The 12,493-nt window shown below is 37.9% G+C and carries 9 protein-coding genes; 7 read left to right on the plus strand and 2 right to left on the minus strand.

Going from position 1 to position 12,493, the window contains the following annotated elements:
• Positions 1 to 12 precede the first annotated feature (12 nt).
• The 3 genes from rpoC to G530_RS0106925 all read left to right on the plus strand — a co-directional run bounded on the left by rpoC (position 13) and on the right by G530_RS0106925 (position 5,203).
• Positions 13 to 4,314 (plus strand): DNA-directed RNA polymerase subunit beta', encoded by a 4,302-nt coding sequence (rpoC, locus tag G530_RS0106915; RefSeq protein WP_026933830.1) that lies wholly within the window; start codon positions 13 to 15, stop codon positions 4,312 to 4,314.
• Positions 4,315 to 4,385: 71 nt separating this feature from the next.
• The gene (locus tag G530_RS0106920) at positions 4,386 to 4,841 is read left to right on the plus strand and encodes a DinB family protein (RefSeq protein WP_026933831.1); all 456 of its coding nucleotides are present in this window, start codon (positions 4,386 to 4,388) and stop codon (positions 4,839 to 4,841) included.
• Positions 4,842 to 4,882: 41 nt separating this feature from the next.
• Positions 4,883 to 5,203, plus strand: a complete 321-nt coding sequence (locus G530_RS0106925) for a DUF3467 domain-containing protein (protein ID WP_026933832.1) — start codon at positions 4,883 to 4,885, stop codon at positions 5,201 to 5,203.
• 176 nt (positions 5,204 to 5,379) lie between these two features.
• Here the strand turns inward: G530_RS0106925 and G530_RS0106930 are convergent, their stop codons facing one another.
• Both G530_RS0106930 and G530_RS0106935 read right to left on the minus strand, forming a co-directional pair.
• On the minus strand, positions 5,380 to 6,750 hold the full coding sequence (locus G530_RS0106930) for an alanine/glycine:cation symporter family protein (protein ID WP_026933833.1): 1,371 nt from the start codon (positions 6,748 to 6,750) through the stop codon (positions 5,380 to 5,382).
• A gap of 150 nt (positions 6,751 to 6,900) precedes the next feature.
• Complete coding sequence (locus tag G530_RS0106935; RefSeq protein WP_026933834.1) at positions 6,901 to 8,490, minus strand: peptide chain release factor 3; 1,590 nt, start codon at positions 8,488 to 8,490, stop codon at positions 6,901 to 6,903.
• 278 nt (positions 8,491 to 8,768) lie between these two features.
• On the opposite strand from G530_RS0106935, the gene G530_RS0106940 reads away from it, so the two are divergent.
• From G530_RS0106940 to G530_RS0106955, 4 genes are all read left to right on the plus strand, one after another.
• Complete coding sequence (locus G530_RS0106940) at positions 8,769 to 10,376, plus strand: OmpA family protein (protein ID WP_026933835.1); 1,608 nt, start codon at positions 8,769 to 8,771, stop codon at positions 10,374 to 10,376.
• A 68-nt stretch (positions 10,377 to 10,444) separates the two neighbouring features.
• Positions 10,445 to 10,963: an isopentenyl-diphosphate Delta-isomerase gene (idi, locus tag G530_RS0106945; protein ID WP_026933836.1), complete on the plus strand. Its 519-nt coding sequence runs from the start codon at positions 10,445 to 10,447 to the stop codon at positions 10,961 to 10,963.
• Complete coding sequence (locus G530_RS0106950) at positions 10,960 to 11,370, plus strand: 6-pyruvoyl trahydropterin synthase family protein (RefSeq protein WP_026933837.1); 411 nt, start codon at positions 10,960 to 10,962, stop codon at positions 11,368 to 11,370. Before idi ends, G530_RS0106950 begins: the two co-directional genes overlap by 4 nt.
• Before the next feature lies 1 nt (position 11,371).
• Complete coding sequence (locus G530_RS0106955) at positions 11,372 to 11,824, plus strand: peroxiredoxin (protein ID WP_026933838.1); 453 nt, start codon at positions 11,372 to 11,374, stop codon at positions 11,822 to 11,824.
• Positions 11,825 to 12,493 lie beyond the last annotated feature (669 nt).

Consider the following 12,493-nt stretch of genomic DNA (forward strand, 5'->3'; position numbering starts at 1 on the left):
GCAGCATTTATTATGGCTAGAAATAATGATAAAAATACAGTACAGAGGTTCAACCAGATCTCTATAGGTTTAGCTTCTCCAGAGTCTATCCTCGCGGAATCTCGTGGTGAAGTCCTTAAACCTGAAACGATCAATTACCGTACGCACAAACCAGAGCGTGACGGATTGTTCTGTGAGCGTATTTTTGGTCCTGTAAAGGATTATGAGTGTGCCTGCGGAAAATATAAGAGAATTCGTTACAAAGGGATCGTTTGTGATCGTTGTGGTGTAGAAGTTACCGAGAAGAAGGTGCGTAGAGATCGTGTTGGTCACATTAACCTTGTTGTACCTGTAGCTCATATCTGGTATTTCCGTTCTTTGCCTAACAAAATTGGTTATTTGCTAGGACTTCCTTCAAAGAAACTTGACATGATCATCTACTACGAAAGATATGTAGTGATCCAGCCAGGTAACGCGAAGAATGAAGAAGGAGAACCATTAAAGAAAATGGATTTCTTAACTGAAGAAGAGTATCTGAATATTTTAGATGAACTTCCTCAGGAAAATCAATATTTAGAAGACAGCGACCCAAATAAGTTTATCGCTAAAATGGGGGCTGAATGTCTTATCGAAATTCTTAAGAGAATAGATCTTGATGAACTTTCTTATGAATTAAGACACAAAGCAAACAACGAAACTTCTAAGCAACGTAAAACTGAGGCTCTTAAGAGACTTCAGGTTGTGGAAGCACTTCGTGATGCAAACAAGAATCGTGAAAACAATCCAGAATGGATGATCATGAAGGTGGTACCGGTTATTCCACCGGAACTTAGACCTCTTGTTCCTCTAGATGGTGGTCGTTTCGCAACTTCAGATTTGAACGATCTTTACCGTCGTGTAATTATTCGTAACAACCGTCTGAAAAGATTAATGGAGATCAAAGCTCCTGAAGTGATCCTACGTAATGAAAAACGTATGCTTCAGGAATCTGTAGATTCATTATTCGATAATACAAGAAAATCATCAGCAGTAAAAACTGACTCAAACCGTCCGCTTAAATCACTTTCAGATTCATTGAAAGGTAAGCAGGGACGTTTCCGTCAGAACTTACTTGGTAAACGTGTGGATTATTCAGCACGTTCGGTAATCGTTGTAGGACCAGAATTGAAGATGTTCGAATGTGGTCTTCCAAAGAATATGGCAGCTGAACTTTACAAGCCTTTCATCATCAGAAAACTGATCGAGAGAGGTATCGTAAAAACAGTGAAGTCTGCTAAGAAGATTATCGATAAAAAAGAACCTGTAGTTTGGGATATATTGGAGAACGTTCTTAAAGGGCATCCGGTATTATTAAACCGTGCTCCTACGCTTCACCGTCTGGGAATCCAGGCTTTCCAGCCTAAACTTATTGAAGGAAAAGCAATTCAGCTTCACCCACTTGCGTGTACTGCATTCAACGCCGATTTCGATGGTGACCAGATGGCAGTTCACTTACCACTTGGGCCTGAAGCTATTCTAGAAGCACAGTTATTAATGCTTGCTTCTCATAATATTCTGAACCCTGCAAACGGTTCTCCAATTACAGTACCTTCTCAGGATATGGTACTTGGTCTTTACTATATGACCAAGCACAAGAAATCTACTGATGAAGAGAAAGTGATTGGTGAAGGACTTACTTTCTATTCTGCTGAAGAGCTTGTTATAGCTTATAACCAGAAGAGAGTAGATCTTAACGCGGGAATCAAGATCAGAACTAAAGATTACAACGAAGAAGGTGAATTGGTTTATATGATCAAGGATACCACGGTAGGTAGAGTATTGTTTAATGAAGCTGTGCCAGAGAAGGCAGGTTATATTAACGAAGTACTTACTAAGAAATCACTTCGTGAGATCATTGGTAAGATCCTTAAAATTACTAGTGTACCAGAAACTTCTGAATTCCTTGATCAGATTAAGGAACTTGGTTACGGATTCGCATTCCGTGGTGGACTTTCCTTCAGTTTAGGTGATATTATCATCCCTGAAGAAAAGCAAGCCATGATCGATGAAGCTAACGAGCAGGTTGAAGGTATTATTGGTAACTATAACATGGGTCTTATTACCAATAACGAACGTTACAACCAGGTAATTGATATCTGGACTTCAACTAACGCAGGTCTTACTGAATTGGCTATGAAGCGAATTCGCGAAGACAAGCAAGGATTCAACTCTGTATATATGATGCTTGATTCTGGTGCGCGTGGTTCGAAAGAGCAGATTCGTCAGCTTACTGGTATGCGTGGTCTTATGGCTAAGCCGAAGAAATCTAACTCTGGTGGAGGTGAAATTATTGAAAACCCAATTCTTTCTAACTTTAAGGAAGGTCTTTCGATTCTTGAATACTTTATCTCTACTCACGGTGCTCGTAAAGGTCTTGCCGATACAGCACTTAAAACGGCCGATGCTGGTTATTTAACCCGTCGTCTGGTAGATGTTTCTCAGGATGTTATTGTAAATGAAGATGACTGTGGAACATTAAGAGGTGTAGAAGTTAAGCCACTTAAGAAAAACGAAGAAATAGTAGAATCATTAGGAGAAAGAATACTTGGACGTATTGCTCTTAATAATGTTATAAATCCATCAACAGATGAATTAATTGTTGCTGGTAACGAAGAAATAACCGAAGAAATTGTTGCTAAGATCGAGGCTGCGCCAATAGAAAGTGTTGAAGTACGTTCACCACTTACCTGTGAGGCGAAGAAAGGGATCTGTATCAAGTGTTACGGTAGAAACCTTGCAACTAACAAGATCGTTCAAACAGGTGAAGCTGTTGGTGTTGTTGCTGCACAGTCTATTGGAGAGCCTGGTACACAGCTTACACTACGTACGTTCCACGTGGGTGGTATTGCTGGTAACATTTCTGAGGATAACAAGCTTGAAGCAAGGTTTGACGGTATTGCTGAGATCGAAGATCTTAAAGTTGTTAAAGGTGAAGCCCCTGACGGTGGAACTGCAGACATCGTGATCTCTCGTACTGCTGAACTTAAGATAAAAGATAAGAAAACAGGGGTTGTTTTAAGTAACAACAACATTCCTTACGGTGCTCAGATCAATATTAATGATGGAGCGAAAGTAAGCAAGGGAGACGTGATTTGTACCTGGGATCCATATAACGGTGTAATTATTTCTGAATTCGCCGGGAAGATCAAGTACGAGAACGTTGAACAGGGTGTTACTTATCAGGTTGAGATCGATGAGCAGACAGGATTCCAGGAAAAAGGTATTTCTGAATCTCGTAACAAAAAGTTGATCCCGACACTTCATATTCTAGGTAAGAAAGACGAAGTAATTCGTTCTTATAACCTTCCGGTGGGAGCTCACCTTATGGTGGATAATTCAGAGAAGATCGGTGTTGGTAAGATTTTGGTTAAGATTCCTCGTAAATCTTCTAAAGCAGGGGATATTACAGGTGGTCTTCCAAGGGTAACAGAGCTTTTCGAAGCACGTAACCCGTCTAACCCGGCTGTTGTATCTGAGATTGATGGTGTTGTTTCTTTTGGTAAGATCAAAAGAGGTAACCGTGAGATCATCGTAGAGTCTAAACTTGGAGAGGTTAAGAAATACTTAGTTAAGTTATCTAACCAGATCCTTGTTCAGGAGAATGATTATGTGAGAGCTGGTATGCCACTTTCAGATGGTTCTATCACTCCAGAGGATATCCTGAATATCAAAGGACCAAACGCTGTACAGCAGTATCTTGTGAACGAAGTTCAGGAAGTATACCGTTTACAGGGTGTGAAGATTAACGATAAGCATTTCGAGGTTGTTGTAAGACAGATGATGCGTAAGGTAAGAATCGTTGATCCGGGTGATACTATTTTCTTAGAGAATCAACTAGTACATAAAGATGATTTCATCGAAGAGAACAACAAGTTATTCGGAATGAAAGTGATCGAAGATGCAGGTGATTCTGAAAATCTGAAACCAGGACAAATTATCACTCCTAGAGATCTTAGAGACGAGAACTCTATTCTTAGAAGAGAAGATAAGAATCTTGCTACAGCTAGAGACGTTATCACGGCAACTGCTAATCCAGTACTTCAGGGTATTACGAGAGCATCGCTACAGACTAAGTCGTTCATCTCGGCTGCTTCCTTCCAGGAAACCACTAAGGTGTTGAACGAAGCTGCAGTAAGCGGTAAAATCGATCAGCTTGAAGGATTGAAGGAAAATGTAATTGTAGGACATAGAATTCCTGCAGGTACAGGTATGAGAAAATACGATAGCATTATTGTTGGTTCTAAAGAAGAATTCGACGAGATGCTTGAGAAAAAACAGGAAGTTAATTATAACTAGATCCTGATATTAATTAGAAAAAAGGCCCTGCTCAAGCGGGGCCTTTTTTTATTTATAACGATATTTGAAATATGAAGGATTACTTTAAGCAGTTAATGGAATATTCCCATTATTATAATCTTGAGATCATTAAGAAATTTCAAGATGGGGATTTAGAATTTATGATTCCAGAGAGAGCTATATTGCTTCTTTCTCATACTCTTAATGCACAGAAGATCTGGAATAATAGACTGGCAGGAGAAGAAGATAAAGTAGATGTCTGGGGAAATGTTGAAGTGGATGAAATGGAGCATGCTGAAAATGCAAATTTCGAAGAAACTATCGGGGTATTAGAAAAGGAAGATCTTGATAGAATAGTGGAGTTCAGAAATTCCAGGGGTGAAAGCTATCAGAATTCTGTTCGGGATATTATCTTTCATGTGATCAACCACTCTACATATCACCGCGGGCAGATAGCTACCGAATTCAGGAAACAGGGGATAGATCCAATAGTATCAGACTTTGTATATTACAAACTTGATAAATAGCGAGTTTGAAAATAAATATTAAATTGAAGAAAATTTAAATCATGGACGAAGAGAAAAAAAATAAAAACCAGAAAGGGAAGATCAATATAGAGCTTGATGAAGCAGTTGCTGAAGGAACCTATTCTAACCTTGCAATTATAAATCATTCTGTTTCAGAATTTGTGGTAGACTTCGTGAATATCATGCCGGGAAGACCGAAGAGTAAAGTAAAGTCAAGAATTATTCTTACGCCTCAACATGCAAAGAGGTTGTTGAAGGCGCTCGGTGATAACATCAATAAATTTGAACAGGCCCACGGAGAGATCAGAGACTATGATAAAGCTCCATTACCATTAAATTTTGGCCCTACCGGACAGGCTTAATTAATTTTGCCGTTAGTAGGCTATTGATACAGAATAATTAAAAAGAGATTTCTCGCTTAGCTCGAAATGACATTCTCAAGAATTTGTCATTTCGAAGGAGAGAAGCGACTGAGAAATCTCTTTCTTATTTCAGCGTAATTTTTGAAATTCAATTCTCAATTCTCAATTCTCAATTCTCAGGTTGTGTACTTCTTAAAATAGATCTTAGCAGCTTTCATTACTCTTGGAGCCATAATAAGAGTTGATATCATAGTTGGAATTGCCATTAAAGCGAAGAAGCCATCGATAAGGTTGAGAATAAAGCTTAAGGATGTTGTTGCTCCAACAATAATACTTAAGATGTATACATAATTATAATATTTCTTATTCTTTGCTCCTAAAAGGAATGATAAACATTTAGTTCCGTAGTAAGAGTAACTAAAGAGAGAAGAGATACTAAAAGCTAGGATACAAAGCAATAGAAGATAATTTCCAACATACGGAATCGCCTGTTCAAAAGCAGCAGCGGTAAGGCTAACTCCATTTACATCCTCAGTCTGCCATACATCGGTAACTAGAATTGCCATTGCGGTTAAGGTACAAACTACCAGGGTATCTATTGCAGGACCAAGCATTGCAATTAAACCTTCACGAATTGGCTCAGAGGTTTTGCTGGCTCCATGGGCCATTGTTGCTGTTCCGATACCTGCTTCGTTAGAAAATGCACCACGACGTATCCCAAGGAGAATTAGACCGCCTAAAACTCCACCCAGAAGTGGATCGCCTTTATAGTTATTGGCAGCGAAAGCATCTGTGAAGATCATTCCGAAGTAATGAAAAACCACATCATAATTGACGAATAAAATAATTAAAACAGAAACGAAGTATAAGGCCACCATTGCCGGTACAAGTTTCGAAACTGTTTTACTTATACGATCTAAACCTCCAATTATTACGACAGTAGTAATTAACGTTAGAATAATCCCTATAATTAGACTAGTGGTAAAACCAGTTTCAATATTATTAGGTTCAAGGAGTATATAATTAATGGCCTGGGTAAGCTGGTTTACATTGAATACGGGTAGAGCCCCAACTAGGCCGGCTACAGCAAAAAACACAGCTAATGGTTTCCACTTTTTTCCAAGTCCTTCTACGATAAAATACATCACCCCACCCTGTATTTTACCTTCAGTGTCTTTTCCACGGTACATCACCGCGAGACTATTTGTAAAGAATTTCGTTGCCATTCCAACGACAGCACTAACCCATAACCAGAAAATTGCTCCGGGTCCCCCTAAGGCGATCGCAACAGCAACACCAGCAATATTTCCCATTCCAACTGTAGAAGATAATGCTGTTGAAAGTGCCTGGAAGTGATTAATGTCCCCTGGATCATTGGGATTATTGTATTTTCCACGTAGAACTTCAATAGAATGTCCTAAGTACCTAAATGGTAAAAATCGGGAATATATCAGGAGGAATATACCACCACCAATTAAAAGGATCACTAATGGAATTCCCCAAACGAATGAGGCAAAATCTGAGATAAACTGATCAATTTGGGTCATAGATATACTTTGACCCGAAAATAGTAAAATTTGTGGGTGTATCTATCTTTTTAAAATCCTCTTTTCAAACTTCAATAAATAATCTCGTCATGCTAAACTTGTTTCAGCATCTTATTAAAGAGCCTGAAACAAGTTCAGGGTGACGGCGTCTTAAAACTCAGAAGTATAATGGAATTTAATAGAAGGGTATTTTTGCTGGGTCATTTGTAATGAAAACTGGGAATCTGCCAGAAACACCATTTGTCCTGATTTATCTTTAGCCAGGTATTTAGATTTCACCCTTTTGAATTCTTTGAATTCATCGCTTTTTTCATTTTCAGGTTCGATCCAGGTAGCCTTGTGTACATTGAGATTCTCGTAAGTACATTTAGCACCGTATTCATGCTCCAATCTATATTGAATTACTTCAAACTGAAGTGCCCCTACCGTACCTATGATCTTTCTTCCGTTCATATCCAGGGTGAATAACTGGGCAACACCTTCATCCATTAACTGATCGATCCCTTTTTCCAGTTGCTTGGATTTCATAGGATCTGCATTATTGATGTATCTGAAGTGTTCTGGAGAGAAACTTGGAATCCCTTTATACATAAGGTTTTCACCTTCAGTAAGTGTATCTCCAATTTTGAAATTACCAGTATCGTGCAGACCAACAATATCTCCAGGGTAAGAAACATCCACGATCTCTTTCTTTTCAGCAAAAAAGGCATTTGGAGAAGAGAACTTCATATTCTTGTTATTTCTAACATGCAGGTAATTCTTGTTTCTTTCGAACTTACCAGAGACGATCTTAATAAAAGCAAGTCTGTCACGGTGTTTAGGATCCATATTCGCATGGATCTTGAAAACAAAACCTGTGAAATCTTTTTCATCTGGCTTTACAAGCCTGGTATCACTTTCTTTTGGCCTTGGAGGTGGAGCGATCTTGATAAAGCAATCTAACAATTCACGAACTCCAAAATTATTCAAAGCAGAACCAAAGAATACCGGTTGTAATCTTCCTTCGAGATAAGCCTCTCTGTCGAATTCCGGATAAACACCCTGAGCAAGTTCAAGTTCTTCTCTTAATGTATCTGCAGCGGTATCACCAATTAGTTCGTCAAGCTCTTCAGATTTTAGATCACTGATCTCTACGGTCTCCTCTATATCTTTTCGTGGATCACCGGTGAAAAGGTTTACATTCTTTTCCCAGATATTATAAATTCCTTTGAAATCATAGCCCATCCCGATCGGGAAGCTCAAAGGAGTAACAGTAAGATTTAATTTTTGTTCTATTTCATCCAGCAGCTCAAAAGCATCCTTACCTTCACGGTCAAGTTTGTTAATGAATACGATCATGGGAATGTTACGCATTCTACAAACTTCAACCAGCTTTTCGGTTTGTTCCTCTACACCCTTGGCGACATCTATCACCACAATAACACTATCTACAGCAGTAAGAGTTCTAAAAGTATCTTCAGCAAAATCCTTGTGCCCCGGAGTATCCAGAATATTGATCTTAATATCACGATATTCAAAAGCAAGTACAGAGGTAGCAACAGAGATTCCTCTCTGGCGTTCTATCTCCATAAAGTCACTGGTCGCACCCTTTTTTATTTTATTAGATTTCACTGCACCGGCTTCTTGGATAGCTCCACCAAAAAGTAAAAGCTTCTCGGTTAACGTAGTTTTACCGGCATCGGGGTGAGATATGATCCCAAATGTCCTTCTTTTATTTATCTCTTTCTGATAGTGCTTCATGATGCTGATATTGGAGCGGCAAAAATACTATTATTTTCACGAATCTCTATATTGCATTTCAGCCTTTGCACATTATTTATAAACCTGATTGGTTGGTAGATAAAAAAAGGTGAGATGCCCCATCATCTCACCTGCTTTTTCATAGCAATAATCCCCGGATTATTACTTGAAGATACATACGTCGTTTTCACTAAGCCGGTTTTAAAATCATTAGATGGAATGATATCATTGACTTTTTCGTCTTTTTATACGACCTTTAACTAAACCTATCTGAGATTATGGTTTTCACCCTACAGGGCCTAAGGTTGATATTAATCCTTTTTGCTGTAAACGCACTTTTCAGCTTCTCTGTCCATTCTCAAACCAGAACTGAAATTATAGCGAAAGACTCTTATGCTATTAATCTTGGAATTACTCCGCAAACCAATTCAAATGCTTTAAAGCCGTATGGTTTTATCTATAAGCTACTAGCCGAATATCCCGTGGTAATTAAATGGGTGATAAATCCTGAAAAGGAAAAAGACGGAGTCGATTTCGGGCTTGAAGAGGAAGACTTCCGGTCTGGGTCTTTTGTGATCCCTGTTTCTTATATATCTGAAGATATTAGAAGTGAAATTAAAAGCTGGGAGGAAAAGGGAATGGTAGGTAATTACCTGGATAAGGAAAAAGCATTACCAGTTTTTACAGATCTTTCGGTCGCCCCTAAATGGACACTCGACAAACAAAATGGAAATATCGCTTTGACTTACTTTAGAGCTGCAGGAATTCCTGGTAGTGCTCATGGCGGTTACAATCCTGATAATTGGAAAACTCCTGAAGAATTAGGGGTTTGCGATGACATTTTTGTAATGCCTCATGCAGAACCAAAATTTGATACTCATAAGAATCTTTATTTCTGGAATAAAAATTTCAAGGGAGCCATCTGGGCCGGTTGTCATGCCGGGAGTCAGTTAGAAAATCTTTACGGAAATGTAATTCAAGAAAAGGATACTACCATGATCCAGCTGAATTTTCTGTCTGAAGGAGCTGCGGGAGCACGAACTACAGGATTAATTCCTTTTTATGAGCATAGATTTGCTACTCCCCCTTACCAACATCAATTACCCTCAGATCCTGTTTCTCAATATTTAGGTAGAAGTGATAAGGCATTGATCAATGGTTCTGAAAGAATTTTCTATCCTAAAAAAGCCAATGTGTGGCGCGCAAGTTCTAAGATGATAATTATTGATCCTACCGCTCCAGATGTTCCTTCATTATCCAACGGTCCTGGAAGTGTGATGCTATATGGGAATGGCTTCGGGAATGAAAAAAATGGTCTGGTAATGTATCAGGCTTCTCATGACTTTTCTGGTGATTCTCCAGAAAATATCGCGGCAATCAGAGCTTTTTTTAACTGGAGTTTCTATGCTACGGAAGTTAAGCGTGAAGAAAACATTATTCAATTTCAAAATTCTGGAGGTGATAAGATCTTTGCGGCAAGAGTAGGGGATGATCTTGCTAAAATGCTGAAACTTGATCCTATTATATTTGATCTGGATAAAGCCGAAATTAAACCACAGGCAGCGAAACAACTTGACGAAATTGCAGCTTATATGATAGAATATCCAGAGTTGCTTATAGATATTAGGTCTCATACAGATAGCAGGGCAGATGATACTTATAATGTCAAACTATCCCAAAACAGGGTACAGGTAACCAGGGAATATCTGGTAAATATGGGGGTAAGCGAAGATAGAATTTCAGGAAGGGGTTACGGGGAAACCGAACTCGTTAATAATTGTAGAAATGGGATACCTTGTTCTGAAGCATCTCATGAAAAGAACCGGAGATCTGAATTTATTCTTTCCATTAACTGCGATATTTATACAGGCAACCTAAAACTTTAGGAATTGCTTAATCAGCTTCCTTATGATAAAAATAGCCGTTTTTGTACATTTGGGCTTCAATAAAAAAAATGGCAGAAGAAAAAGTAATTTTAGTGAACGAAAAGGATGAGCAGATTGGGCTGATGGAGAAAATTGAAGCCCATGAAAAAGCTTTGCTACACCGTGCATTTTCGGTATTCGTTTTCAATGATAAAAATGAGTTGATGATCCAGCAGAGAGCCCTTTCAAAATACCATTCTCCTGGACTCTGGACAAATACCTGCTGCAGTCATCAAAGAGAGGGAGAATCTAATATTGCTGCTGGTAAAAGAAGGTTGCAGGAAGAAATGGGTTTTACGACTAACCTTAAAGACACAATTTCTTTTATCTATAAGGCTCCTTTTGATAATGGCCTGACCGAACATGAATTTGATCATATTCTGGTAGGTGATTTTGAAGGTCAGCCAGATCTCAATCCAGATGAGGTAGCTGCATGGAAATGGGTTTCTTTAGATGATCTTAAGGTAGACATGAAGAAAAATCCGCATATTTATACCGAATGGTTTAAGATCATCTTCGATAAATATTACTCAAGTATAAAACAATGAGAATAACGGTACATAGAAAGGCTCATTTTAATGCTGCACACCGTCTTTATAGAAAAGACTGGGATGATGATCGCAACTTTGAAGTCTTCGGAAAATGTAGTAATCCCCATTATCATGGCCACAACTATGAACTAATAGTGTCGGTTACCGGCGAGCCAAATCTTGAAACTGGTTTTGTAATGGACCTTAAAATTCTAAAGGAACTTATTTATGATGAAGTTGAAGAAGCCTTTGATCATAAGAACCTGAATGTTGAAGTACCTGAATTTAAAGAACTAATTCCTACTGCAGAAAATATTGCGGTAGTTATCTGGAATAAGTTACGTACTAAAATTCAGGAAGATCATGACCTTGAAGTTACTTTATACGAGACTCCAAGAAATTTTGTGAGCTACAAAGGAGAGTAATATGAAAATTGGAGATACTGTTCCAAACCTGGAATTAAAGGATCAGAATGGTGAAGAATTCAGGTTTGAGGATTTAAAAGGACATAAACCATTTATCGTTTACTTTTATCCTAAGGATTTCACCCCGGGTTGTACCAAAGAGGCATGTAGTTTTCGTGATAGCTATGAAGAATTTAAAGATCTGGGGGCTGAAGTGATTGGCATAAGTGCCGATTCACCAAAATCCCATGCTAAATTTGTAAAGAGATACAATCTGCCATATATCTTTCTCTCAGATATAAATAAAAAAGCACGAGAGGCATTCGGTGTAAAGCCTAATTTGCTAGGCCTTTTGCCAGGTAGAGAAACCTTTATTTTTGATAAGGAAGGCAAGCTACTTCATAAATTCAATAGCATGAATGCGAAGAGGCATATGCCCGAAGCTTTATCGGTTTTGAAAAAAAATCAGAATTAATTTTATTGAAAATCATTTTCCTTTCGAAAAATAGTTTAAATTCGCAGCCGAAATTTACAACCTGCTGTATAACCCTATGTTTATAGGGTTTTAAATCGAGTAACACACTAGTGTGTGGTAAATGTGTGGGTAAATATGGGAATAATTAGTTATCCACAATTTTTCAACCCTTTTCCAAGAATCCTTATATAAAATATTGGGGTTATATCCATAGATAGTTGAGGATGTGTTAGATGGTGATTGAGAAATTGCTTTTGTTTGGAGAATTCGTTGAGTGCTTAAGGGTAATAATGGGTCCCATAGCCCCGCCAGATATCTTCGTAAATATTAATGAGAGAGTTATTATTAGACAATTTACATTAGGTAATAATTTTTATTGGACAGGAATTTTTTTTAAAAATTACCTACTCGAAGGGATGATAAAAAATTGAATTAATATCACCTAATTAATTAAAAAATGTTAAAAAAATACATAGTAATCATATCATTACCTTTATTAATGCAAATTTAATAATAATATAGCGCAAATAAAATTTTTTATTTAAAACAGTTGCTCCTAAGTTTGTTCAATAAGAAATGGAGATGATTGCGGGCTGTTAATATTTAAGCTTCAGTGTTTAAAACACTTTTTTCAAATCTACTGGCTTAAAAACTTTACAATTTAGAAAT

The organism is Christiangramia echinicola DSM 19838 (assembly GCF_000423065.1).
Taxonomy (GTDB): domain Bacteria; phylum Bacteroidota; class Bacteroidia; order Flavobacteriales; family Flavobacteriaceae; genus Christiangramia; species Christiangramia echinicola.

Coding starts and splice junctions, on each gene's coding strand:
- rpoC (WP_026933830.1), top strand. CDS start 13: ATGGCTAGAAATAATGATAAAAATACAGTACAGAGGTTCAACCAGATC.
- G530_RS0106920 (WP_026933831.1), top strand. CDS start 4,386: ATGAAGGATTACTTTAAGCAGTTAATGGAATATTCCCATTATTATAAT.
- G530_RS0106925 (WP_026933832.1), top strand. CDS start 4,883: ATGGACGAAGAGAAAAAAAATAAAAACCAGAAAGGGAAGATCAATATA.
- G530_RS0106930 (WP_026933833.1), bottom strand. CDS start 6,750: ATGACCCAAATTGATCAGTTTATCTCAGATTTTGCCTCATTCGTTTGG.
- G530_RS0106935 (WP_026933834.1), bottom strand. CDS start 8,490: ATGAAGCACTATCAGAAAGAGATAAATAAAAGAAGGACATTTGGGATC.
- G530_RS0106940 (WP_026933835.1), top strand. CDS start 8,769: ATGGTTTTCACCCTACAGGGCCTAAGGTTGATATTAATCCTTTTTGCT.
- idi (WP_026933836.1), top strand. CDS start 10,445: ATGGCAGAAGAAAAAGTAATTTTAGTGAACGAAAAGGATGAGCAGATT.
- G530_RS0106950 (WP_026933837.1), top strand. CDS start 10,960: ATGAGAATAACGGTACATAGAAAGGCTCATTTTAATGCTGCACACCGT.
- G530_RS0106955 (WP_026933838.1), top strand. CDS start 11,372: ATGAAAATTGGAGATACTGTTCCAAACCTGGAATTAAAGGATCAGAAT.